We start from the raw sequence: 24,028 nt of genomic DNA, 5'->3' as shown, positions 1-24,028 counted from the left end.
TCAGCCCTCGCTCCGGCCCGATGCGGCACTTTCTGCAAGGCCGGCCTCGATCCGCGGCAGGCGGGTCCAGGCGTATGCGGCCCCTGCCGCCGCGATCAGGGCGGCCGCGAGCAGGGGCAGGGTGATGCCGACCAGATCGGCGGCGCTGCCGATGGCGAGCGCGCCCAGCGCCGGCACGCCGCGCATGACGACGAGATAAAGCCCGATCACCCGGCCCCGGCGGTCGGGCGGCGCATGCAGCTGCAGCAGGGTCTGGATCGAGATGCCGTTCGAGGTGATGGCAAAGCCGACCAGGGTCAGCAGGGCGATCGCCACCGGTTCGGTGGGGGCAAGGGCCGACAGCGCCGTACCGGCGGCGCCGAGGGCGGTGGCCACCACCGCCACCTGAACCAGGCGTCGTTCGCCTGCGCCAATCGCCATCCACAGCCCTGCCGCCAGCGCGCCGATGCCGATGGCGGCGGTGAAGGCGGCATATCCGCCGGCGCCGGCACCGAAATGGCCATCGGCCAGGGCCGGCAGGATCTCGGGCAAAGCGCGGGCGCCGAGGCTGGCGAAACAGAGCAGGGCGAGCAGCGGGCCGATGCCGCCATGGCGCAGGGCGAAGGCCAGACCGTCGCGGAAATCGGCGATCAGCCCGGGGCGGGTGGCGGTGCGCGCGCGGCCGCTGCCGGCATCTTCCGCCACCGGCACGCGCAGGCGGATCAGCTGCACCAGGAACAGGATCAGCGTCAGCGGATAGGCGGCGAAAGCGGCCGTGCCGTCCTCCAGCGCCAGCAGCGGGGCGGCGATCGCCGGGCCCAGGAAGCGCGCCAGGTTAAAGAGGCTGGCATTCAGCGCGACCGCGGCGGGCAGATCGTCGCGCGGCACCAGCTCAGGCACCAGCGCCAGACGTGCCGGCTGACCGAAGGCCGTGACCACGCCCAGCACCAGACCCAGCGCCACCAGCCAGCCGATGGTGATCAGCCCGGTCGCCACCAGGGTGAAGGCGGTCAGCGACTGGACCAGCATCAGGCCCTGGGTTGCGATGATCAGCCGGCGTCGGTCCAGCCGATCGGCCAGTGCGCCGACCGCGGGGCTCAGGATCACCGTCGGCAGCAGCTCGCACATGGCGAGCACGCCCAGCCAGGCGCCGGACCCCGTCAGCTTCCAGGCCATCCAGCCGATGGCGAGGCGCTGCACCCACATGCCGATCAGCGAGGTGGCATTGCCGATCGTATACTGGCGATAGGCGGGTGCGGCGAGCGCACGGAAAAGCGGCTTCAGCCGGTTGCGGGCCATGGGGGCGTGGGTCCGGGAGCGGTTGGTGCCGGACGGTCACGCCCGGGCAGGTATGCCCCGGGATTGTGGGCCGGCCATGGCGGGGATCGCAAGCCCGGTGACGGGGGCGGCCCGCAGCCATGCGCAGGACGCAGGCTTGATCCCGCCGCCCGGCTCGGGCATGGTCCGGCGTCAGGACGGGAACCAGGACGGGAACCAGGGGGGAGAGGGCAGCTGCCATGACCATCGGGGCGGAACGGCCCAGGATCGAGGCGATCCTGTTCGACAAGGACGGCACGCTGGTCGATTTCGATGCCAGCTGGGGCCCTGTCAATCGCCGGGTCGCCGAGCGTCTGGCGCGGGGCGATCTCCGTCTGGCTCATCGCCTGCTTGAAGCGGCCGGCCACGACCCCGAAACCGACCGGGTGCTGCCCGGATCCCTGTTTGCCATGGGCGACAGCATCAGCCTGGCGCGGGCCTGGTCGCCCTTCCTGCCCGGCCAGCCCGATGCGCTGCGGCTGTCGCGAGAGATCGACCGCATGTTCGTAAGCTTCGGCGCCGGCGCGGCCCAGCCGGTCTGCGATCTGCCGGCACTGTTCGGCGCATTGCGCGCCGGCGGCCTGCGGCTCGGCATCGCCACCAATGACAGCGCCGCAGGGGCCGAGGCCCTGGTCGCCCAGTGCGGGCTGCACGCCCATCTGGATTTCGTCGCCGGCTATGACAGCGGCCATGGCGCCAAGCCCGGGCCGGGCATGCTGACCGCCTTTGCCGCCACGATCGGCCGGCCGGCTTCGGTTGTGGCCGTGGTGGGCGACAGCCTGCACGACGTCGCCCTGGCGCGGGCGGGTGGCGCGGGACTTGCCGTGGTGGTGAAGGGCGGGGCGCGCATCGACCCCACGGTTGCCGCGGCCGCCGATCTGGTGCTGGACCGGCTTGAGGACGTGACCGGGCTGGTCCCGAAGCTCGCGGCCGGCTGAGCGGTCGGCTCACCCGAGGGCGGGGGCCGCCAGAAACAGGATCACCATCCCGGCCGCAAGCCCCGGGCCGAAAGGCAGGCGGCGGTCGGCCGAGACCTTGACCGCGAGCAGCCCCGCCAGGGCGACGGTGAGTGCGGCCCCCAGCGCCAGCCCCCAGGGCAGCGCCGCGCCCAGCCAGGCGCCGCCGGCGGCCGCCAGTTTCACATCCCCCATGCCGATGCCGTCGCGCCCGCGCCCCAGGCGATAGGCCATGGCGACCAGCCACATGCCGCCGAAGCCCGCGGCTGCGGCAAGCGCGCGCTCGCCCAGTGCGGCATCATCGGGAGAGGCGAGCAGGCCCAGGATCAGCAGCCCCCAGGTCAGCGGATCGGGCAGGCGGCCCTGGAGCAGATCGGCCGCGCCGAGCGCAGCACAGCCGGCGGCAAGGATCGCGACCTGTGCAGGCGGTGCGGGAGATCCGATCAGCAGGCCGACCAGAACCGCCAGGGCGGCGAGCAGCCCGGCGCCCAGGGCGGCACGGCCGGGGGCAGCCGGCGGCGTCCAGCCGAAGCCGTCTGCCTCGGGTGCGATCGCCCCTGCATCCTGCCGGTTCCGCTGATGCCGCCAGGCCTCGGCATCCTCTTCGGCCGTGGTGGCGCGGCGGCCGCGGGTGATCAGGCGGCGGAGATGATCGACGCGCGATCTGACGGGGCCGGCGCGGCCTTCATTGCGGGCGATGGCGGCGGCGATGGCATAGCGGGCAAGGCCCCAGCCACCCGCGGCAGCGGCGAGCGTCGGAACCAGGCCCTGGATCATGCCGCTCATCGCCACCTCCCCATCACAGGCTACATCATCGGCATCGTTCAGCGTGGCGGCAGGGCCGCCGTGCCGGCATCGATCGCCCAGACCACCAGCTCCTGCAGGAACCGGTCCGTCGCGGCGTCGAAGGCGTTGATCACCGGCTGCACGCCGTCGGTCACGGCCGGCTGGCGGATCTCGAACCGCTTCTGGGCCACGATCCGCCGGTCGGGCATGGTGACCAGCCGGGTATTGACCTCCAGCCGGATCACCGGTGCGCCCGCGCCTTCGGCCGGGTACTGCGCCTGATAGTTCAGCAGTTCCGACTGGAGCGTGAAATCGGGCCTGAGCCCGACCGAGGCCGGCGCCACCGAGACATGCGAGCGGGCATTCAGGAAGGCATCGACCATCAGGGACTGCATCATGCCGGTGGTGCGGTCCGTCCAGTTGGCCTTGGCGAAATAGCCGATCTCGGACCGTCCGCGCTGCAACACCACCCGCGAGGTGTCGAGGGCGGCGGAGGCCGTGGGCCGTTCGACCGACAGCTGCCAGTCCGGGCCGCCGGTCGCCACCCCCGGGATCTGTTCGGGCGCCGTCAGACGATAGAGCTGCGGCGGATCGCCGAGCAGCAGCGAGCCCGGCGAGCAGGCGGAGAGGACGAGCGCCGCGGTGGCGGCGAGCATGCCGGTCCGCAACACGGCGCGACGGTTGATCTGGGGTGCGGTCGCGTCAGTCACCGGGGGTGTATCCCTGTTGCTGGCCGCCGAGCAGGAAGCGCTGCGGGTCGCGCTCGATCTGCACGGCGAGGCTGTTCAAGGTGGTGACGAGGCTGCGGGCCTCGGCCAGCAGCGCCGTCAGTTCATAGAGGCCGTTGGACGTAAAGTCATTGATCGGCGTGCGGTTTTCGTCGATCAGGCTGTTGAGGTTGCGGTTGGTGCCGCGCAGTTCGGTGAGCAGCTGTGTTGCCCCCTGATCGACATTGCCGACGGTGGTCCGCAACTCGGTGAGCGTCCGGCTCAGCTGACTGTCGAGATTGCCGGCGGTGCCTTCAAGCTTCGTCATCATGCCGTCGAAGCGCTCGGCAGCCGCGCGGGCGGCGGTGACCGTCGCCTCGGCATCGGCCATGACCTTGTCGAGCCGTTCGGGGTTCTGCGCGATCGCGCCGCTCACCGTCTTCAGATCCGACAGGGTGGCGGTGATCATCGCCCGGTTTTCGGGCCCGAAGACCTCGTTGGCCTGATCGAGCAGGGTGATGGCGCGCGAGATCAGATCGGGGGCGCCGGCGATGATCTGGTCGATCCGCGAGGCCTTGGACGGGATCACCCGATGACCGCTCGGGCTTTCGGCCCGCACGCCGGTGGCCGAGAGCGCACCGGAATCATCGGTGTCGAGCAGGATATAGGCGCCGCCGGTGATGCCCTGCAGGGCGAGGGTCGCCACGGTATTGGGACCGATCGGCGTGGTCTCGGCGATGTCGGCGGTGACCAGGATGTAATCCGGGTTCTGGGGCGCGATGCGGATCGAGGAGATCTGCCCCACCGGAATGCCCCGATAGCTGACCGGATCGCCGGTCCTGAGGCCGGTGATCGCCTGGGCGAAGAAGATGTCGTACTGGGTATAGGACTGGTCGGAGCGGCTGCCTGCCACCCAGAGCACGAAGCCCACGAGGCCGATGAGCAGGACCAGCACGAAGCTGCCGACGATCAGATGATTGGCACGGGTTTCCATCGGTGTCGTCCCCGGTGTTCAACGGGCCGGCGGCGCATCCGGCCGCGCATCGGTCGGGGGATTGCCGGCGGTGGCCCGCGGCATCTCCGTCGCCCTGAGCGCGGCGCGGCCGCGCGGCCCGCCGAAATAGGATTGCAGCCATGGATGCGGGTCGCGGGCAAGCTCGTCGATCGGCGCGATGCGGATCTGCTTGTCGACGAGCGCTGCGACCCGGTCGCAGATGGCGTGCAGGGTGTCGAGGTCGTGGGTGACCAGCATGACGGTCACCCCCAGCGCATGGTTGAGGTCCAGGATCAGCTGGTCGAAGCCCTCGGCCGAAATCGGATCGAGGCCGGCGGTCGGCTCGTCGAGCAGGAGAAGCTCGGGGTCGAGCGCCAGCGCCCGGGCAAGGCCGGCGCGCTTGCGCATGCCGCCCGAAAGTTCCGAGGGCAGTTTGCCGCCATCCCCCGGCTTGAGGCCCACGAGCACCAGCTTCTCGATCGCGAGCCGGTGCGCGGTGTCGGCCCGGACATTGGCATGTTCGATCAGCGGCATGGCGACGTTCTCCGCGATGGTCAGCTGGCTGAACAGCGCGCCGTCCTGGAACAGCATGCCCATGCGCCGCTGGCGGCGGCTGCGCGCGGCGTCGTCGGAGCCGGTGATCTCTTCGCCCAGCAGGCGGATGCGGCCCTCGGCCGGATGGATCAGGCCCAGGATGGTCCGCAGCATCACCGACTTGCCCGAGCCCGAGCCGCCGACCACGCCCATGATCTCGCCGCGATCGACGGTGAAGCTCAGATGATCGTGGATGACGGTGCTGCCGAAGCGGGTCACCAGACCGTCGACCTCAACGATGGGTTCCCCGGATGGCTTGCGTGTCGAACCGGTCATGTCCTCACACCCCCAGGATCGAGAAAAGGACCGAGAACAGCGCGTCGAGCAGGATCACCACGAACACGCCTTCGACCACCGAGGCGGTGGTCGCCCGGCCGACGGCCGCCGCCGAGCGGCCGACCCGGAGGCCCTGGAAGCATCCGATCACCGCGATCATGGCCGCGAAGATCGGCGCCTTGACCATGCCGACCAGGAAGGTGGTCAGCGTGATCGCCGTGCCGAGCTGGCGGAAATACTGCGAAAACGAGATGTCGAGGGCGAGCAGCGCCATCACCGCGCCGCCGAAGATGCCCATCATGTCGGCGAAGAAGGTGAGCAGCGGCAGGGTGATCATCAGCGCCAGCATGCGCGGCATCACCAGCAGGTCGACCGGGTCGAGGCCCAGCGTGCGGATCGCATCGACCTCTTCATTCAGCGTCATCGAGCCGATCTCGGCGGTGAAGGCACTACCCGAGCGGCCGGCGACGATGATCGCCGTCAACAGGATGCCCATTTCGCGCAGCACGCCGACGCCGACCAGATTGACGGTGAAGATCTCGGCGCCGAACTGGCGGAGCTGGTCTGCACCCTGATAGGCCAGCACCACGCCGATCAGAAAGCCCAGCAGGCCCACGATCGGCATGGCATCGAGGCCGGTACGCTCGATATGGCTGACCAGCGCCGTCCAGCGCATCCGCCTTGGCTGGAAGACGGTGCGCAGCAGCGCGATGGTCACCAGGCCGATGAAGGCCACCAGGTCGCGCGCTTCCTTGAACGCCCCGATCGTGGCGCGGCCCAGGGTTTCGACCATGCCGAGGAAGCCGCCGGCACGGCGGCGGGTGCCGCAATCGACCGAGGCCGCCGGCATCAAGGTCTTCAGCAGGTCGCGATGGCGGTCGTCGCCGCCGGCGACTGCCAGCCTGCCGTCGGTTTCTTCAGGGGCTTCCGAGACACCGGCGAGGGTCAGCAGCATCAGCCCGCCATTGGCGTCCATGGCGGTGACGTCGCCGATATCGATCTCGCCGGCCGGCGGTTCCTTGCCCCGCCGGATCCGCTCGATCCGGTCGAGCCTTGCGGTCGTCCAGTCGCCGCGGACCACCAGCCTGCGCCCGTGGGGGCCGTCGGTCCAGCTTGCCTCGGGCCAACGGGTCTCGGGCGAATTGGTCTGTGTGATGTCGGAAGCGTCGGATCGACGCGGTCCGGCGCCTGTCGGCATGCACCTCTCCCGGCTGATTGCCTCACATCCGCGCCAACTTAGTCGGTTTCCGGGTGGAAGGCCAAGCCGGCGCGACGTGACTCAATCATGTTACACGGGATCGGACTGTCCGGATGCGCCACACATCACTTTTTTTGCGCCGCAGTGTAAAGCCCGGCATGCTCGCTCCGCAGTCGCGCCTTTTCGATCTTGCCCATGGTGTTGCGCGGCAGCCGGTCGACCACCAGCACCCGCTTCGGACACTTATAGGCGGCGAGGCCGGCGCGCAGGGCCGGCAGAATCCGGGCCTCTTCCGGCCGCGGGGCTCCCTGGGCCGGCTCCACCACCGCCGTCACCGCCTCGCCGAAATCGGCATGGGGCAGGCCGATCACCGCGCTTTCGCCCACCCCCTCCATGTCGTCGAGCAGGATTTCTACTTCGCGGGGGTAGACATTGTACCCACCGGTGATGATCAGGTCTTTGGACCGGCCGACGATGGACAGCCGGCCGTCGGCGTCGGCGCGGGCGAGATCACCGGTGCGGAAGAAGCCGTCGGCGGTGAAGGCCTCGGCGGTCGCTTCGGGGCGGCGCCAATAGCCGCGGAACACCGCCGGCCCGCGGATCTGCAGCTCGCCGGTCTCGCCGGCCGGCAGGGGCATGTCGCCGGCGTCGGCGATTCGCGCCTCGATGCCGGGCAGGGGATAGCCGATGCTGCCCGGGCGGCGCTCGCCGTCGAGCGGGTTGGACACCACGATGCTCATCTCGGTCGCGCCATAGCGTTCGAGGATGGCATGGCCGGTCGCGGTCTGGAAGCGGCGAAACAGATCGGGGCCGAGCGGGGCGGAACCGGCGGTGGCGAGCCGGAGCTTCGGACAGTCGGCGGCCCCGAAACCCGGCAGGTCGAGCAGCCGGGCATAGAAGGTGGGCACGCCCATGAACACCGTCGCTTCCGGCAGACGGGCCCGGACCGTCTCCGCGTCGAAGCGCGGCAGCAGGATCATGCTGCCGCCGGCGGCAAGGATGGTGCCAGCGGCGACGAAGAGGCCATGGGCATGAAACAGCGGCAGGGCATGCAGCAGCACGTCGGACGAGGTCATGCCCCAGGCGGTGCAGAGCGTCTCGACATTGCTGCGCAGGTTGTCGTGGCTGAGCAGCGCGCCCTTGGGCCGGCCGGTGGTGCCCGAGGTGTAGAGCATGGCCGCCGGATCGTCAGGCCCGAGATCGGGTGCCGGTGCCGTCACGCCGCCCGCGATGGCGGCATCGGCCGCGGCGGCGAGGTCGCCCTCGCCCCGGGTGCCGAGGGTGCGAAGCGCGGCGCCCTCGGGGATTGCCGCGCGGCATTGATCGACCGCCGCCGGGTCGGTGACGAAGATCCGGGGGGCGGCATCCGCGAGCAGGGGGCCGAGTTCGGCCGGGGTGTAGGCGGTGTTGAGCGGCAGGAACACCGCGCCCGCCCGCAGCGTGCCGAGGAAGAGGGCGATGGCATCGACGCTCTTCTCCACCCGCACCGCCACCCGGTCGCCGGGCTGCACCCCGGCCGCGGCCAGGGCGGAGGCGAAGCCCTGCGCCCGTACCCCAAGCGCCCGCGCGGTCACCGTGCCGCCATCGCCGGTCCGGATGGCGATGGCGTCGGGGCTGCGGGCAAGGCCCGCATCGATCAGGGCGTGCAGGGTCGGGGTCATCGGCTGAGGGCTTCCGGTGGTGATGCGGGTGAAGGCTGGGGGTATCAGTTGCCGGTGAAGGCGGGCGCGCGGCGCTCGGTCAGCGCGGCCAGACCCTCGGCATAGTCGGCGCTGCCATTGCAGGCGGCGATCGCCATGCGGGCGGCGGTGACGGCGGCGGCGTCCTCGGGGCGGGTGGCGGCGCGGACCGAGTATTTCGACGCCCGGATCGACAGCGGCGCGTTTTCGCGCAGCGTGTCGAGGATCGCCTCGACATGGCCGTCGAGCGCGTCGACGGGCAGCACGGCATTCACCAGCCCCATCGCCTTTGCCGCGGCGGCGTCGTAGCGCTTTGCGGTCATCAGCAATTCGCGGGCGGGGGCGGCGCCGATCGCATCGACCAGCCGGCGGACGCCGGTTTCATGATAGCCGATGCCGAGCCGGGCGGCCGGAATGCCGAAGGTCGCGCGCTCGTCGGCATAGCGCAGATCGCAGGCCAGCGCGACACCCATGCCGGCGCCGATGCAGGCGCCGTGGATCAGCGCGATGGTCGGCACCGGCATCGCTTCCAGCGCCGCCGAGGCGGCTTCCACCGCCGCATCGTACCGCTTCGGCCCCTCGGTGCCCGACCGGGCCTCGTTGAACTCGCTGAGATCGGCGCCCGACACGAAGGCGCGCTCGCCATGGCCGCGGACGACCACGGCGTGCAGCTCGCCCGGCTTCATGTCGCGCAGCCCGGCCAGATGCTCTGCCATCGCCACCCACATGCCGTAGCTGACGGCATTGCGCTTGGCCGGGTTGCGGATTTCCAGCACGGCAACGCCGCGGTCGAGGGAAAGCGTGACCGCCGGGGTGTCGGCGGCCTGGGTCTGGTCGGTCATCTGTCTGCCTTCCGGGGAGGGGATCCTGAGGGGTGTGACGTCCGGGTCGAGCGAAAACTCAGCCGGTCTCGGCAAGGCCGGGCGGCGGGCGAAGAATGAAGTCGCGCAGCACATCGCCCTGGATGACGACATGGGCGCGCATCAGATCGGCGGCGCGGTCGGCCTCTCCGGCCAGGATCGCGGCCATCACCTCGCCATGCTCGTCGTCAGACCGGCCGAGCCGGCCGGGGCTGCGGCCCTGATGCAGGCGATAGGGCCGCAGCCGGTCGCGCAGTCGGCGGGTTTCCTGTTCCAGATAGCGATTGTGGGCGGCTTCGTAGATCAGCTCGTGGAAGCGCTCGTTGACCTCGTAATAGGCGTTCACATCGCCCTTCACCGCCTGGGCATGGGCGTCGGCGCAGGCCTGCTGCAGGGCGGCGCGGCCGCGCTCGGTGATCCGGCGGGCGGCGAGGCGGGCGCAGAGCCCTTCCAGCTCGGCCATCACCTCGAACATTTCCAGCACCGACGACATGGTCGGCCGGGCGACCACGGCCCGCTGACGGGGGCGGGTCTCGATCAGCCCGCTTTCGGCCAGCCGCCGCACCGCCTCGCGCACCGGCGTGCGGGAGACGCCATAGCGGTCGGCCAGATGGGTTTCCTCGATGACGGAACCTGGCGGCAGCTCGCCCGACAGGATGTCGTCGGCCAGGCGCTTCTGAACGCTTTCCGCGATCGTGGGGCGGCGTGGGCTGGTCTGCTCGGTCATCGGGTCCCGGATCCGGTTTGCGGGTGCATGCGTCTGCACATTCTAGGGTGCAGTCGTCCAAAGTGTCGCGGCTTCGGGTGCGGCGCAACAGTATTCCTTTTGCAGTGCAATGCATCCCGTATTTAGAAAAGTATATACACTTTGATCGGCGCCGCCTACACTGATGTTCATCACGAAGCCGGCCGGGCGAACCGGCGGCGATCCCTCGGGGAGGACCTTCATGAAAGTGATCCTGGCCGGCGCCGACCGCCTGGCCCGTGCCGCCTTTGCACTCTCGGCCGTGCTGGTGATGTGCCTGGCGGTGTTCGTGTTCTACGAGGTGGTCGCCCGCTATGTCGTCGGCCGGCCGACCATCTGGGTGAACGAGGTCAGCGGCTATCTGCTGGTCGCGACCACCTTTCTTGCCGGTGGCTGGGTCCTGCGCCAGGGCGGCCATGTCCGCATGGAGATGCTGGAAGAGATAACCGGCCCGCGGGGCCGGGCGGCGCTGGCGCTGTTCGGCAACCTGATCGCCAGCGCCGTGGGCGCCGCCATGACGTGGACCGGCGCCTGGATGGCCTATGACAGCTGGGATTTCGGCTGGGAAAGCCCCACCATGCTCGCCACACCGCTCTGGCTGCCGCAGGCCGCGATCCCGGTGGGGGCGGCCGTGCTGACCCTGTCGGCGCTTGCCGGGGCGCTGGATGCCGTCACCCGCCTGACCGGTTCCGCCGCGGCACCCGAGGTGCGGTCATGACCGGTGGCGTCGTCGCTCTTATCCTGCTGCTGGGCTTCGTCTTCTTCGCGGTACCGATCGGCTTTGCGCTGTCGGGCGCGACGCTGGCCGGGCTGCTCGCCTTCGGCGATGCGGGGGCGCTGACCGCGCTTTCCAACATCAGCTGGGGGGCCACCTCGGAATTCGTGCTGACCGCGGTGCCGCTGTTCATTCTGATGAGCGAAATCATCAGCTTCACCGGCATCGGCCGCGACCTGTTCCTGGCGATCGAGCGCTGGCTGGGCCGGCTGCCCGGGGGGCTTGCCATGACCGGCGTGGTGGCCTGTGCCGCCTTCGGCGCCGTCGCCGGTACCGGCGTCGGTGTGGCGGCGGTGATCGGTGGCGTGGCCATCCCCGAAATGGTCCGCCGCGGCTATACGCGCGAGATGTCGACCGGCACGGTCGCCGCCTCCAGCGCGCTCGGCATGATCATCCCGCCCAGCCTGCCGCTGATCCTTTATGGCGTGGTGACCGAAACCCCGATCGCCGATCTGTTCCTGGCCGGCCTGGTGCCGGGGGCGCTGATCATCGCCGCCTTCTGCCTGTACATCATGGTCGCCGTCTCTCTCGGCCACGGCATCGAGCCCGACGCGCCGCGGCCGCGCTTCACCTGGGCGGAACGCCTGGCCTCCATCCGCCTGGCGGGCCCGACGGTGGTGCTGATCGTGGCGGTCATCGGCAGCATCTATGCCGGCATCGCCACGCCGACCGAGGCGGCCGCCGTGGGCGTGATCGGCGCGCTGCTGCTGGCGGCCGTGTCGGGCAAGCTCAGCTGGCCGGCCTTTCGTACCGCGCTGGTCAATGCCACCCGCACCTCCTGCATGGTGATGTTCGTGCTGATCGGCGCCATGCTGTTCGGCTATCTGCTGGGCCTGCTGCGCGTGCCCCAGGGGTTGAGTGACTGGGTGCTGCATATGGGCCTGTCGCGCTGGGCCGTCTTCGCCCTGCTGATGGCGGCCTATTTCGTGCTCGGCATGTTCCTGGAGGTCACCTCGATCATCCTGATCACCATGCCGATCGTGTACCCGACCATCATCAAGCTGGGCTTCGACCCGGTCTGGTTCGCGATGGTGCTGATCGTGAACATGTCCTTCGCCGTGATCACGCCGCCGGTCGGGCTCTGCCTGTACGTCGCCAAATCCTGCCTGCCCGGTACCAGCATCTCGCAGGTCGTGCGCGGCACGCTGCCCTTCATGGGGCTGCTGGCGGCGGTGATCGTGGTGCTCTGCCTTTTCCCCGAACTCGTCACCGGCTTCATCCGCTGACGCCTGCCGGCCGGCGGCCCCGTGACTGCCGGCCCAAAACCTGATGACAGTCGAACTCGTCCCAAGGGAGGACACGCCATGCCCCTGTTCCGGACCAATGCGCGCCGCCCGCGGCTGCGCGCCCGGCTCGCCGCCGGTGTCGCCGCGGCAACCCTTGCCCTGATCTCGGCCGGTGCCGCGAGTGCCGCCGAGGTGACGCTCCGCTTCGGCCATTATTTCGCGACCGAGGATTTCCGCGGCCGCACCGCGCAATACCTGGCCGACCGCATCCAGACCCTGTCGAAGACGATCAAGGTCGAGGTCTTCCCGGCCGAGAGCCTGGTGAAAGGGCGCGAAGGGCTGCAGGCCACGGCCCAGGGCACCGTCGACATGTATTCCATCTATGCGGGCTACATCACCGGCCAGGCCAAGCTGCTGAACATCTTCACCCTGCCGTTCCCGCCGGCGAGCTATGACGATGCCGCCCAGGCGAAGTTCGCGTCCGATCCGGAGGTCCGCGAGGTCATCGACCGCTCGCTCGGCCGCTTCGGCGTGCGCATGCTGGGCGTGATCAACAGCTCGGGCGATGTCGGCATGTTCATGCGCGACCCGATCGAGAGCGTCGCCGACCTGAACGGTCGCAAGATCCGCGGCGCCGGCGGCCTGTCCGACGAGGCGCTGCGCGCCATGGGCGCCTCGATCGTGTTCATGAGCGCCGCCGAACAGTTCCTGGCGCTGCAGACCGGCACCGTCGACGGCATCGCCACCACCTGGTCGTCCTATGTGAACAACAATCTCGCCACCGTCGCACCGGTGCATGTCAACGCCAATCTGGTGCGCTCGCCCTATCTGCTGATCATGAACGGCCGCAAATGGCAGGCGCTGGATGCCGAGCAGCAGAAGGCGGTGGAACAGGCGGTGGCCGAGACCATCACCTGGTCGACCGAGAACTTCAAGGCCGAGCAGGACAAGCTTTATGCCGAGATCAAGAAGCTGGCCAAGGTGAGCCAGGATCTCTCGGCCGAGGATCGCGCCCGCATCGACGAACTGATGAAGCCGATCTATCAGGGCTATGTCGATGCCCATGGCGAGGATGGCGCCAAGCTGATGGAGCTGTGGAAGCGCTATGCCGGGGTCTCCTGATCAGGATCAGGCGGGCCGGACGGCAGGCGAGGGGGCCCCGCGCGGCCCCCTTGCCGGGCTGACCGTGCTCGACCTGTCGCGGGTGCGTTCGGGCCCGGCGGCGACGCGACTGCTCGCCGACTGGGGTGCCCGGGTGATCCGCATAGAGCCGCCCGAGACCGCTTCGGGCGGCGACGGCATGATGGGGCGCGAGGGCAGCGATTTCGCCAATCTGAACCGCGGCAAGGCCAGCATGACGCTGGATCTGAAGGCGCCGGAAGGGCTGGATCTCTTCCGCCGCCTGGTCGCGCGTGCCGATGTGGTGATCGAGAATTTTCGCCCCGACGTGAAACAGCGCCTCGGCATCGCCTGGGAGGATCTGAAACCGATCAACCCGGCCCTGGTGATGGCCTCGATCTCGGGCTTCGGCCAGGACGGGCCCTATGCCGGGCGCCCGGGTTTCGACCAGATCGCCCAGGGCATGGGCGGGCTGATGTCGGTAACCGGGCTGCCGGGGCAGGGGCCCGTGCGGGCCGGCATCCCCGTGGCCGATCTGACGGCGGGGATGTTCTGCGCGCTGGGCATCCTGGCGGCCCTGCTGCATGCGCGTGCGACCGGCGAGGGCCAGTGGCTGCACACCTCGCTGCTGGAAGCCCAGGTCTTCATGATGGACTTCCAGGCCGCCCGCACCCTGGTCGAGGGCGAGGTGCCGGCCCAGGCCGGCAACAACCACCCGACCTCGATCCCGACCGGCGTTTTCCCGACCGCGGACCGGCCGATCAACCTGGCGGTGGCGGGCGAGGTGATCTGGCAGCGCTTCTGCAAGGTGGCGGCGCTGGAGCATCTGGCGGCCGACCCCGATTTCGCCGATCGCGACGCGCGGCTGGCCAATCGCGACCGGCTGAACGCCCTGATCGCCGACCGGCTGAAGGCCCGGTCCGCGGAAGACTGGACGCGGGTGTTCAACGAGGCCGGCGTGCCGGCCGGGCCGATCAACGACATGGCCCAGGTCTTCGCCGATGATCAGGTCCGCCATCTGCGGCTCGCAACCCCCGTCGACCTGCCGGGGCACGAGACGGGCAGCACGGCGCTGCTGCGGCTGCCGGTCACGCTGACCGCAACCCCGGGCGGCATCGCGGGGCCGCCGCCAGCGCTCGGCGCCGATACCGATCGGGTGCTGAGCGATCTGGGTCTTGCAGCCGATGCGATCGACGGCTTGCGGGACCGGGGCGTCATCTGATCTGATCTGACCGGTCCGTCACCGTCCTCGATCGAGGGGAAACACGCCTATGTCCATGCCCGAAGCCGGGCGCATCCGCGTCGACACCCAGGGCGCGGTCGCCACCCTGGTCATCGACAATCCCGACCGGCGCAATGCCATCGGCCTGCACATGTGGCACGCGATGGCCCAGGCGCTGGACGAGCTTTCGGCCGATACCAACATCCGCGCCCTGGTGATCCGGGGCGAGGGCAGCCGCGCCTTTGCCTCCGGGGCCGACATCTCCCGCTTCGACCAGGAACGGTCGGAACCGGCGGGCGTGCAGGCCTATGCCGAGGCCACGAGGTCGGTGCTGCATCGCATCGCCCGCAGCCGGCTGCCGGTGATCGCGATGATCCACGGCGCCTGCGTCGGCGGCGGGCTCAACCTTGCGCTGGCCTGCGATATCCGGATCTCCGACGAGCATGCGGTCTTCGCCATTCCGGCGGCGAAGCTGGGCGTGGGCTATGGCCGCGAGGCGCTGGCCCGGCTTGCGGCCGCGGTCGGCCCGGCCCGGGCGCGGGAGATGGTGGTCTCGGCCCGCCGGCTGGAGGCGAGCCAGGCCTTGGCCTGGGGGCTGGTCTCGGATGTGGTGCCGCATGTGGCGCTGGCCGATGTGGTCACCGAACGGGCCCAGGTGCTGGCCGGTCTGGCGCCGCTGACGATCATGGCGGCCAAGCTGTCGGTCGAACATGTGCTGCTGGGCGACCCGGCCATGGCTCAGGCCGCCGATCTGGCGGTCGATGCCTGCTTCGCCAGCGACGACTATGTCGAGGGTCGGCGGGCCTTCGGCGAGAAGCGGGCGCCGGTCTTCGACGGCAGATAGAGGCACGGAGCGTTCCCTTAATGCGGCGAGGTTGCAGACTGCCGGCTTGACGCCGGAGGCGACCTCGCCGGATCATCGGCGGGTCACGCGACCAGCCAGGGGAGTGCCGGTGTTCACTTTCGACGGCCTGCATCCGCAGGCGCAGCTGTTCATCGACATGCTGCGCGCCAGCCCGCCACCGCCCTACGACCAGATGGCGCTGGGCGAGGCGCGCGCCCTGTTCCGCGACACCATGCTCCGCTTTCGCGGCCCCGTGCAGGGCGGTGTGGCGGTGAATGCCCTGGTGCTGAAGGGGGCCGCCGGCGACCGGCCCGCGCGCATCTATCGACCGGATGGTCGCGCCGGAAGCCCGGCGCCGGCCCTGCTGTTCCTGCATGGCGGCGGCTGGGTGCTGGGCGATCTGGACACCCATGACGACATCTGCCGCCGGCTGGCGGTCGGATCGGGGGCCGTGGTCATCTCGCTCGATTACCGTCTGGCCCCCGAACATCCGTTTCCGGCCGGGTTCGACGATGCCGTCGCGGCCTTCCGCGATCTGGCGGAGCGGGCGGGCGCGCTGGGGCTGGACCCGGCCCGGCTGGCGATCGGCGGCGACAGTGCCGGCGGCAATCTGGCGGCGGCGGCCGCAATCGCGCTCCGCGATGCCGGCGATACGGTGCAGCCGGTCTTCCAGCTGCTGATCTATCCCGCAACCGATCTGGGCACCGGCGAAAAGCGCGAGAAGAAGCCCGGCGAGGGGCTGTTCCTGACCGAGCGGCTGCTGCGCTGGTTCCGCGCCTGCTACATCCCCGATCATACGGTTTCGCTGGAAGACCCGCGGCTGTCGCCGATCCACGCGCAAAGCCTGGCCGGGCTGCCGCCCGCCCATATCCTGACCGCGCGTTTCGACCCGCTACAGAGCGAGGGAGAGGCCTATGCCGCGGCGCTGAAGGCCGCCGGCGTTGCGGCCGACCACCATTGCGCCGAAGGCATGTTCCACGGCTTCCTGCACATGACCGCCTGGTTCGCCGATGCGCGCAGCGCCATCGACGGTCTGGCCCGGCGGCTGGCGCAGGGGCTGGCTGTCGCGACCCCCGGGAGATGAGGCGGTGATGCCTGGCCTGCCGCAGGTTCTGCTGGTCAGACCCGAGGGCGATGCCCTGGCCGCCGCCGGCTGGCGGACCGGCCTTGCCGCCGTGACCGCGGCGCCGCCGATCGAGGTGACGGCGTCTGATCTGCCCGGATGCCTGGCCGATCATCCGGGCCTGCTGATCGTGATGCCGCTGCGCCGGCCGCTGACGGCGGCCGAGGACGAGATCCGCGCCCTGCTCGGGCGGCTGCCGGCCCGCCGGCTGCTGGTGGTGGCGGCCGAAGGCGACCGGCCGCCGGCGGTGCTGGCCGCGGGCCTGCTGGCGGCCGGGGCCGCCGGTGTGCTGGATGATCCGGGCACGCCCGAGGCGCTGTTCGCCGCGGTCGCCCGCAGCCTGCTGCGGATCGCCGATGGCGGCCGGGTGCTGCCCGACCAGCCCGACGCCCAGGGCCCGGGCGCCGAGCTTGCCGGCCGGATCGCCGCCGAAATCGCGGCCATCGGCTGGCGCCGCCCTGCGGCCGACGAGGACGACCCCGAACCGGTTTCCTGAGCGCCTTCCTCTCCCCCCTGAAAGGCCGACCATCATGAGCCTGCCCGACGATCTCTGCTTCGCCGACGCATCATCGCTGGTCGAGGCCTATGCCGCCCGGCGGGTTTCGCCGGTGGAGGTGGCCGAGGCCTGCCTTGCGCGCATCGCCGAGGTTCAGCCCGAGCTGAACCCCTGCGCCTTTCTCGATCCCGAAACCACCCGGGCCCAGGCACGGGCTTCGGAACTGCGCTGGATTGCGGGGGAGCCGGCCGGGCCGCTCGACGGCGTGCCGGCCACCATCAAGGACCTGCTGCTTTCGGCCGGCTGGCCGACGCTGCGCGGCAGCCGCGCGGTCGACCCCGGGCAGGACTGGGACGAGGATTCGCCGGCCGTGGCCCGGCTGCGCGAAACCGGGGCTGTGTTCACCGCCAAGACCACCACGCCCGAATTCGGCCATAAGGGGGTGACCGACAGCCCGCTTGCCGGCATCACCCGCAATCCCTGGGACAGCGACCGCACCCCCGGCGGCTCGTCGGGTGGGGCGGCGGTGGCGGCGGCGACCGGGCTGGGCGTGCTCAATATCGGCACCGATGGCGGCGGGTCGATCCGCATCCCCGCCAGCTTCTCCGGCATTTTCGGCCTGAAGCCGAGTTTCGGCCGGGTGCCGGCCTGGCCGGCCAGCCCGCTGTCCAGCGTGTCGCATGTCGGGCCGATGACCCGGACCGTGCGCGATGCGGCGCTGATGCTGGCGGTGCTGGCCCGGCCCGATGCGCGCGACTGGTACGCGAAACCCTTTGCCGTGGAGGATTTTACCGCCGGGCTGGAAGAGGGTGTGCGCGGGCTCCGCATCGGCTATGCGCCGACCATCAATGACGAGCCGGTCGACGACGACGTTGCCGCCGCGGTCGATGCCGCGGTCGGCGTGTTCCGTGCCGAAGGCGCGGTGGTCGAGCCGATGACGGTGGATCTGCCCGAAACCCGCCGGATCTTCCAGATCATCTGGACCACGGGGGCAGCCCTGATGGCCGCGGGCATGAGCGACGACCAGCGCCGCCGGCTGGACCAGACCCTGATGGCGGCGGCGACCATCGGCCAGGGCTTCGACGCGGTGACGCTCGCCCAGGCGCAGTTCCGCCGGGCGGGGCTGGCGGCGCATATGGCCGGGCTGCATCGGCGCTTCGACGTGATCCTGACGCCGACCCTGCCCGATACCGCCTTCAAGGCCGGGCGCAACCACCCGGGCGATCCGGCGGCGACAACCTGGAACGACTGGACGCCCTTTACCTACCCCTTCAACCTGACCGGCCAGCCGGCGGCGTCGATCCCCTGTGGCTTCGATCGCGACGGCCTGCCGGTCGGGTTGCAGATCGTGGGGCCGGTGGGGGCGGATGCGCTGGTTCTGCGGGTGGCACGGGCCTTCGAGCGGGTGCGCCCGATCCCCCTGCCGCCGCGCAGTGCCGCGGACTGAGCCCCGCCGTCACTGGCGGCAAAATAAACCATGGGTATAATGATCGCCGGATAGAGTTCTCGGAACGAGAAGAGTGCCAGAACGAGACTGGTCCGGACGCTCAGACCTGCGGCGGCCCGCGCCCGGTGGCCGGGATGTCGCGCAGACAGGAGAGGACGATGACGGAGATCATCCTCCATCACTACGACTCGTCGCCTTTTGCCGAGAAGGCCCGGCTGATGCTGGGCTTCAAGGGGCTGACCTGGAATTCGGTGGTACAGCCGATCTGGGCGCCGAAGCCGAAGCTGACGCCGCTGACCGGCGGCTATCGCCGCACGCCGGTGATGCAGATCGGGGCCGATGTTTATGTCGACACCAATCTGATCGCCGAAGAGCTGGAGCGCCGCCATCCGCAGCCGACCCTGTTCCCCGAGAACGGCACCGCCGCCGGCGGCTGGGGCGGCCTGCTCGCCTTCTCGCTCTGGGCCGAGCGGATGCTGTTCTGGCCGGCGGTGCGCTATGCCATGGCGTTCAATGCCGACAAGCTGCCGCCGGAACTTCTGGAAGACCGTGCGCGGATGAACGGTGCGCCGCGGGCCGATGTGGAGCGGATGAAGGCGGCCGCGCCGATGTTCAAGGAACAGCTCCACAATGCGCTCGCCGTGCTCGACGATGCGCTGGGGCAGGGCACGCTCTATCTGTTCGGCGACGAGCCGAGCCTGGCGGATTTCGCCGCCTATCATCCGATCTGGTTCCTTGAGAACAACGGCCGCAAGGTTGGCGGGGTGATGGCGGAATATCTGAACGCCCAGGCCTGGAACGGCCGGGTGCGGGAGTTCCGCCACGGGACCCGCATCGAGATGGAGCCGGATGCCGCACTCGCCATCGCCCGCGAAGCGACCCCGCTGCCGCCCGAGACGGTGGGGGAGACGGACGACAACGCCCCGCAGCCGGGCACGAGCGTGACGGTCACGCCCGAGGATTTCGGCAAGGACCCGGTGGCCGGCGAGGTGACCGCGATCAGCCGGCGGCGGATCAGCATCCGGCGCGAGGATCCCGAGCTGGGAGAGATCGCCGTGCACTTCCCCCGCATCGGCTACGTTGTCCGACCCGCCTGAACGGTATACCGTAAGCGCCGCCTGCCGGATGCCGCCCGCGAGCCCGCTCGCGGGCGGCATCGTCGCGACGGCCGCCCCCATCCCTTGCCGGAGCCGTTTCATGACACGGATCGTCGACTGCTACCTGCCGCTGATGTCGCCCTGGGCCTATCTGGGCCATGACCGCTTCGTGGCCATCGCCGATCGTGGCCGCGCCGTCATTCGCTGGCACCCGGTGGATTTTGCGAAGATCTTCGCTGCGTCGGGTGGCGTGCCGGTGAAACAGCGCCCGGTGCAGCGCCAGACCTATCGCATGTACGAGTTGAAGCGCTGGCGCGACCGGCTGGGCGTGCCGCTGGAGCTGGAGCCGCGCTTTTTCCCGGTCGACGACACCCGGGCGGCGCATCTGGTGCTGCAGGCCATGGCCGAGGGTGTGGATCCCGCCGGGCTGATCGGCGGCGTGCTGGGCGCGGTCTGGGCCGAGGGGCGGGACATCACGGATGCCGAAACGCTGGCCGACCTGCTGCGGCGTGAGGGGCTGGATGCTGAGCTGCTCGATCGCGCCGATGCCGCGACCGCGGATCTGGCGGCGAAGCGCGCCGCCATGACCGACAATGCCATCGCGGCCGGCGTGTTCGGCGCGCCCACCTATATCTTCGACGGCGAACCCTTCTGGGGCCAGGACCGTCTCGATTTCCTGGCCGAGCGCCTGGGCGTCACGCTGGATTGACGCCCGCCGCCGCCGGACCATCTCTCCCCCCGCATCGGGGGCAAACACAACAAGACGTCCTCCCCTGCGCCGCCCGCGTGCCGACGCGGCGGACCCTATCCTTCCGCTTCCGGAGATGAGCCATGCCTGACCAGACCATCATCGACGTCAAGGGCGCCCGGGTTCCGGCGCTCGGCTTCGGCACCTGGCAGATCACCGGCCGGGCCTGCGTGCGTGCCGTGCGCACCGCGCTCGACCTCGGCTACCGGCATATCGATACCGCGCAGATCTATGACAACGAGGCCGAGGTCGGCGAGGCGATCGCCGAGTCCGCGATCGACCGCTCGGAAGTCTTCCTGACCACCAAGGTCTGGTATGAACGACTGGCCGCCGGCACGCTCGAGGCGTCGGTGGAGGAGTCGCTGAAGAAGCTTCAGGTCGATCAGGTCGACCTGCTGCTGATCCACTGGCCGAATCCGAAGATCGATCTGGCCGAGACCATGCGCGCGCTTGAAGGCGTGAAGGCGGCCGGCCGGGCGAAGCTGATCGGCCTCAGCAACTTCCCGGTCGCGCTGATGAAGCGCGTGGTCGAAGAGCTGGGCGTGGACGTCGCCGCCGATCAGGTGGAATACCACCCCTATCTGAACCAGGATCCGGTGCTGGCCTATGCCCGCGCCCATGGCATGATGGTCACCGCCTACAGCCCGCTGGCCCGCGGCAAGGTCGCCGACGACCCGGTGATCCGCGAGATCGCCGAGGCGCACGACGCCTCTCCGGCGCAGGTGGTGCTGCGCTGGCTGATCGATCAGCCCATGGTCAGCGCCATCCCGAAGGCCGGCAGCGAAGCCCATATCCGCGCCAATCTGGCAGCACTCGACATCCGGTTGAGCGATGCCGAGCGGGCGAAGATCGATGCGCTGCGCGGCAACGGCCGGATGATCAATCCGTCCTTCGCACCCGAATGGGACGCGGCCTGATCAGCCGTGGCGGCCGGCGCAGGGCAGGGGCTGCCCGCGCGCCGGCCTCCGTATTTCAGTCCGCGAAACCCTGGAAGGTTGCGAAGCCTTCCACCGGTTCACGCGGGGTCTGGAGCCGGGCGGTCACGTCGTCGGGGTCGCCATGGCCGATGGCGATGCCGCAGACCACCTGTTCGGTTTCGGGATAGCCGATCTCGTCGCGCAGGATGCCGTCATACATGGCGAAGGCCGCCTGCGGGCAGGTCTGCAGGCCCATCGCTTCGGCCGCCAGCAGGACCTGACCGACGAAGATCCCGACATCCACCCAGGATCCCTGTTCCATATCGCGGTCGATGGTGACGATCAGCCCGACCGGGGCGTCGAAGAACGCGAAGTTGCGCCGCTCCTGCGCCTGCATGCGGTCCTGATCGCCCTTGCCGATGCCGAGCAGGCTGTAGAGCGACCAGCCGAGCGCCCGACGGCGATCCTGATAGGGCGCCCGCCACTTCACCGGATAGTATGTATAGCCCCAGGCGGCACGCGGGGCGCCGGCGGCGTGGTCTGCGGTCAGTGCAGCCACCACGCGCGCGCGGGCGGCACCGGCCAGAACGTGGACTTTCCAGGGCTGGATGTTCGATCCGCTGGGGGCGCGGGCCGCCAGTGCCAGGATCCGTTCCACCGTTTCCCGCGGGACCGGATCGGGTCGGAAGGCGCGGGTGCTGCGCCGGCCGGCCATGGTTTCTCCCACGCGGCGCGATGCAGCCGCCACGGCTGCGGCGATACGGGCCGGATCTTCTGAATTCGTCATGGGCTCCGTCCATGTTTCCTTTACTCTCCTCGGGCAGAATGCCATGAAAACTGGTCCGTTGCGCCCTGCCCGACGCGCTTCGGAACCATGCGTGGCGCGGCGACGACGTTCGCGCCGGGTTTCCGGTGACGGCCTTCGGAAGGGCGGCTGACATATGTTTCTGGAGTTCGCCCACGACGCTGGCGGGCATTATGCCGAAAGCGGTTACGATACGCGGCTGGTCGTGCTGTCGGTCGTGGTCGCGCTGTTCGCGTCCTACGCGGCGCTGCAGACCGCCGGCCGGATTCCGACCGCAGGGCCCCGGATGCGCACGGTGTGGATCACGGCCGGCAGCGTGGTGCTGGGCGGCGGCATCTGGTCGATGCATTTCATCGGCATGCTTGCCCATGAACTGCCCTTTCCGGTCGATTACGACCTGGACCTGACCGTCGGTTCGCTGATCATCGCCGTGGCGATGACCTGGCTGGGGCTTGCCTGGGTATCGCGGGCCGGGAACCACCCGGGGGCCCTGCTGGGCGCGGGGCTCGCAACCGGCACCGGTGTCGTGGGCATGCACTATATGGGCATGGAAGCCATGCACATGCCCGCCCGGCTGCTCTACGAGCCCTGGACCTTTGCGCTGAGCGTGGTGATCGCCCTGGTCGCGGCCACCGCAGCCCTGGCCATCGCCCGGCGAGAGGTCTCAATCCCGGCCAAGCTGGGGGCCTCGGTGGTCATGGCGGTGGCGATCTGCGGCATGCACTATACCGGCATGGCGGCGGCGCGGTTCGAGCCGGCCCAGACCATCGCACTCGGCCGGCTGCTGTTCCTCGAAGCCTCGGCCCATGCGGTGCATCCCCAGGTCATCGCCGTGCTGGTGGCGGTCGGCGCGGCACTGGTGGTCACCATCATCATCGCCTCGGCCACCATCGACAAACGCTTCGCCTTGTCGGCCGCGCGCGAGGCGGAGACGCTGCGCCTGGGCAGCCGGCGGATGTCGGCACTGCTGGCCACAGGATCGGATCTGATCGTGGTTGCCGATGCCGATCACGCGATCAGGGATGTGGTGGGCCCGGCCGATCTGGTTGCGATCGCCCGCGCCCGGCCCCTGGCGCGGATGGTGGTCGCCGAGGATCGGGATCGCCTGCGCGCGCTGTTCGAGCGTGTGCTGACCGGTGGCGAACGCACGGCGACCGAGGAATTGCGTGTCGATATGGGCGCCCGAGGGGTGCGGGCCTGCGACGTGAAGCTCCGCGACCTGCGCGACGAAGCGGCGGTGGCGGCCCTGGTGGTGACCTTCCACGATGTCGAGGAACGCGCCGCGGTGCAGGCGGCGCTTGCCGAGGCGCGGGATCTGGCCGATGCGGCCAGCCGGGCGAAGTCGCGCTTCATCTCGATGATGAGCCACGAACTGCGCACGCCGCTGGCGGCGGTGCTGGGCTATGCCGATCTGATGACGGCGCGCCTGCACGGGCCCCTCGGTTCCGAGGTGTATGACGGCTATGTCGACGAGATTTCCCGCGCCGGCCGGCGGCTGATTTCGGTGGTCGACGCGATCATCGGGCTCGGCCGGATCGACGGCGGCGAAGAGCGCTGCGAGCTGCGCAGCTTCGATGCCCAGTCCGCCATCCGGTCGGTGATGCGCAGTGCCGCAGATCGGGCGCGTCGTGGCGGTGTCCGGCTGGACCATGTCGATGACGGACCCGTGGAGGTTCTGGGCGATCCGCGGCTGGCGGTACGGGTGCTCGACTATCTGATCGACAATGCCATCAAGTTCACCGAGGCCGATGGCGAGGTGGTGCTGCTGGTGGAGCGGCGCGAGGACGGCACCGGCGCGATCACCATCACCGACAGCGGGTCGGGCATTCCGGCCGACAGCCTGGACCGGGTGACGGACGCCTTCTTCCAGGCCGATGACGGCCTCTCGCGGCGCTTCGAGGGCGCCGGCCTTGGCCTGACCGTCGCCAAGGCCCTGGCGGAACTGCAGGGCGGGCGGATCGAGATCGAGAGCACCTACGGCTTCGGCACGGTCGCCCGGCTGGTGCTGCCGCTCTCGGACGATGCCGGGCCCGACGGCCCGGCCGGTCCGGACGCCGAGGTGGAGGATGCCCTGGGTTGACTGCCGTGGCGGGCGGGCTTGGCGAGGGCGGCCCAGTT

At 70.1% G+C, this 24,028-nt stretch carries 23 protein-coding genes; 13 read left to right on the top strand and 10 right to left on the bottom strand.

The annotated features are described in order from the left end of the window. Window positions 1-1,278, bottom strand: a complete 1,278-nt coding sequence (locus WI697_RS06815) for an MFS transporter (protein ID WP_345957920.1) — start codon at window positions 1,276-1,278, stop codon at window positions 1-3. Window positions 1,279-1,496: 218 nt separating this feature from the next. Here WI697_RS06815 and WI697_RS06810 point away from each other — a divergent pair, with 218 nt between their 5' ends. Then, window positions 1,497-2,234 (top strand): HAD family hydrolase, encoded by a 738-nt coding sequence (locus tag WI697_RS06810; protein ID WP_296711899.1) that lies wholly within the window; start codon window positions 1,497-1,499, stop codon window positions 2,232-2,234. Window positions 2,235-2,243: 9 nt separating this feature from the next. Here the strand turns inward: WI697_RS06810 and WI697_RS06805 are convergent, their stop codons facing one another. The 8 genes from WI697_RS06805 to WI697_RS06770 all read right to left on the bottom strand — a co-directional run bounded on the left by WI697_RS06805 (window position 2,244) and on the right by WI697_RS06770 (window position 10,073). Beyond that, the gene (locus WI697_RS06805; protein WP_062760952.1) at window positions 2,244-3,038 is read right to left on the bottom strand and encodes a prepilin peptidase; all 795 of its coding nucleotides are present in this window, start codon (window positions 3,036-3,038) and stop codon (window positions 2,244-2,246) included. 38 nt (window positions 3,039-3,076) lie between these two features. Beyond that, window positions 3,077-3,748: an ABC-type transport auxiliary lipoprotein family protein gene (locus WI697_RS06800; protein WP_014744916.1), complete on the bottom strand. Its 672-nt coding sequence runs from the start codon at window positions 3,746-3,748 to the stop codon at window positions 3,077-3,079. After that, the gene (locus WI697_RS06795) at window positions 3,741-4,739 is read right to left on the bottom strand and encodes an MlaD family protein (protein WP_345957919.1); all 999 of its coding nucleotides are present in this window, start codon (window positions 4,737-4,739) and stop codon (window positions 3,741-3,743) included. The genes WI697_RS06800 and WI697_RS06795 overlap by 8 nt, the downstream gene beginning before the upstream one ends. A gap of 18 nt (window positions 4,740-4,757) precedes the next feature. After that, a complete protein-coding gene (locus WI697_RS06790) occupies window positions 4,758-5,609 on the bottom strand; it encodes an ABC transporter ATP-binding protein (RefSeq protein ID WP_062760946.1) in 852 nt (283 codons plus the stop codon). Between the two features lie 4 nt (window positions 5,610-5,613). Further along, the gene (locus WI697_RS06785) at window positions 5,614-6,807 is read right to left on the bottom strand and encodes an MlaE family ABC transporter permease (protein WP_345957918.1); all 1,194 of its coding nucleotides are present in this window, start codon (window positions 6,805-6,807) and stop codon (window positions 5,614-5,616) included. 125 nt (window positions 6,808-6,932) lie between these two features. Beyond that, window positions 6,933-8,468, bottom strand: a complete 1,536-nt coding sequence (locus WI697_RS06780) for an AMP-binding protein (protein WP_345957917.1) — start codon at window positions 8,466-8,468, stop codon at window positions 6,933-6,935. A gap of 44 nt (window positions 8,469-8,512) precedes the next feature. Further along, window positions 8,513-9,328: an enoyl-CoA hydratase-related protein gene (locus tag WI697_RS06775; protein ID WP_345957916.1), complete on the bottom strand. Its 816-nt coding sequence runs from the start codon at window positions 9,326-9,328 to the stop codon at window positions 8,513-8,515. 58 nt (window positions 9,329-9,386) lie between these two features. Continuing rightward, on the bottom strand, window positions 9,387-10,073 hold the full coding sequence (locus tag WI697_RS06770; protein WP_345957915.1) for a GntR family transcriptional regulator: 687 nt from the start codon (window positions 10,071-10,073) through the stop codon (window positions 9,387-9,389). 220 nt (window positions 10,074-10,293) lie between these two features. Between WI697_RS06770 and WI697_RS06765 the strand changes: the two genes are divergently transcribed. The 11 genes from WI697_RS06765 (at window position 10,294) to WI697_RS06715 (ending at window position 21,105) form a co-directional block, all read left to right on the top strand. Beyond that, the gene (locus WI697_RS06765; RefSeq protein ID WP_345957914.1) at window positions 10,294-10,809 is read left to right on the top strand and encodes a TRAP transporter small permease subunit; all 516 of its coding nucleotides are present in this window, start codon (window positions 10,294-10,296) and stop codon (window positions 10,807-10,809) included. Beyond that, entirely contained in the window at window positions 10,806-12,092 is a 1,287-nt protein-coding gene (locus WI697_RS06760) for a TRAP transporter large permease (protein WP_062760934.1), read from the top strand. Before WI697_RS06765 ends, WI697_RS06760 begins: the two co-directional genes overlap by 4 nt. 78 nt (window positions 12,093-12,170) lie before the next feature. Continuing rightward, window positions 12,171-13,214, top strand: coding sequence for a TRAP transporter substrate-binding protein (locus WI697_RS06755; RefSeq protein WP_345957913.1), 1,044 nt, complete (start codon window positions 12,171-12,173; stop codon window positions 13,212-13,214). Then, a complete protein-coding gene (locus WI697_RS06750) occupies window positions 13,198-14,433 on the top strand; it encodes a CaiB/BaiF CoA transferase family protein (protein ID WP_345957911.1) in 1,236 nt (411 codons plus the stop codon). The genes WI697_RS06755 and WI697_RS06750 overlap by 17 nt, the downstream gene beginning before the upstream one ends. Window positions 14,434-14,482: 49 nt before the next feature. Continuing rightward, a complete protein-coding gene (locus WI697_RS06745; RefSeq protein WP_062760930.1) occupies window positions 14,483-15,277 on the top strand; it encodes an enoyl-CoA hydratase in 795 nt (264 codons plus the stop codon). 109 nt (window positions 15,278-15,386) lie between these two features. Next, window positions 15,387-16,361, top strand: a complete 975-nt coding sequence (locus tag WI697_RS06740) for an alpha/beta hydrolase (RefSeq protein WP_345957910.1) — start codon at window positions 15,387-15,389, stop codon at window positions 16,359-16,361. A 7-nt stretch (window positions 16,362-16,368) separates the two neighbouring features. Beyond that, a complete protein-coding gene (locus WI697_RS06735; protein ID WP_345957909.1) occupies window positions 16,369-16,896 on the top strand; it encodes a hypothetical protein in 528 nt (175 codons plus the stop codon). A gap of 34 nt (window positions 16,897-16,930) precedes the next feature. Next, window positions 16,931-18,343, top strand: a complete 1,413-nt coding sequence (locus WI697_RS06730; protein WP_345957908.1) for an amidase — start codon at window positions 16,931-16,933, stop codon at window positions 18,341-18,343. Between the two features lie 158 nt (window positions 18,344-18,501). Continuing rightward, a complete protein-coding gene (locus tag WI697_RS06725; protein WP_345957907.1) occupies window positions 18,502-19,440 on the top strand; it encodes a glutathione S-transferase family protein in 939 nt (312 codons plus the stop codon). A gap of 100 nt (window positions 19,441-19,540) precedes the next feature. Next, on the top strand, window positions 19,541-20,149 hold the full coding sequence (locus tag WI697_RS06720) for a 2-hydroxychromene-2-carboxylate isomerase (protein WP_345957906.1): 609 nt from the start codon (window positions 19,541-19,543) through the stop codon (window positions 20,147-20,149). A 122-nt stretch (window positions 20,150-20,271) separates the two neighbouring features. Next, entirely contained in the window at window positions 20,272-21,105 is an 834-nt protein-coding gene (locus WI697_RS06715) for an aldo/keto reductase (protein ID WP_296711956.1), read from the top strand. 55 nt (window positions 21,106-21,160) lie between these two features. Here the strand turns inward: WI697_RS06715 and WI697_RS06710 are convergent, their stop codons facing one another. Further along, window positions 21,161-21,820: a nitroreductase gene (locus WI697_RS06710; RefSeq protein WP_345958105.1), complete on the bottom strand. Its 660-nt coding sequence runs from the start codon at window positions 21,818-21,820 to the stop codon at window positions 21,161-21,163. A 226-nt stretch (window positions 21,821-22,046) separates the two neighbouring features. Between WI697_RS06710 and WI697_RS06705 the strand changes: the two genes are divergently transcribed. Next, window positions 22,047-23,990: a sensor histidine kinase gene (locus WI697_RS06705; protein ID WP_345957905.1), complete on the top strand. Its 1,944-nt coding sequence runs from the start codon at window positions 22,047-22,049 to the stop codon at window positions 23,988-23,990. Window positions 23,991-24,028 lie beyond the last annotated feature (38 nt).

It is taken from the genome of Tistrella mobilis (assembly GCF_039634785.1).
GTDB classification, from domain to species: domain Bacteria; phylum Pseudomonadota; class Alphaproteobacteria; order Tistrellales; family Tistrellaceae; genus Tistrella; species Tistrella mobilis.
This window is presented reverse-complemented; position numbering and strand designations above follow the sequence as displayed.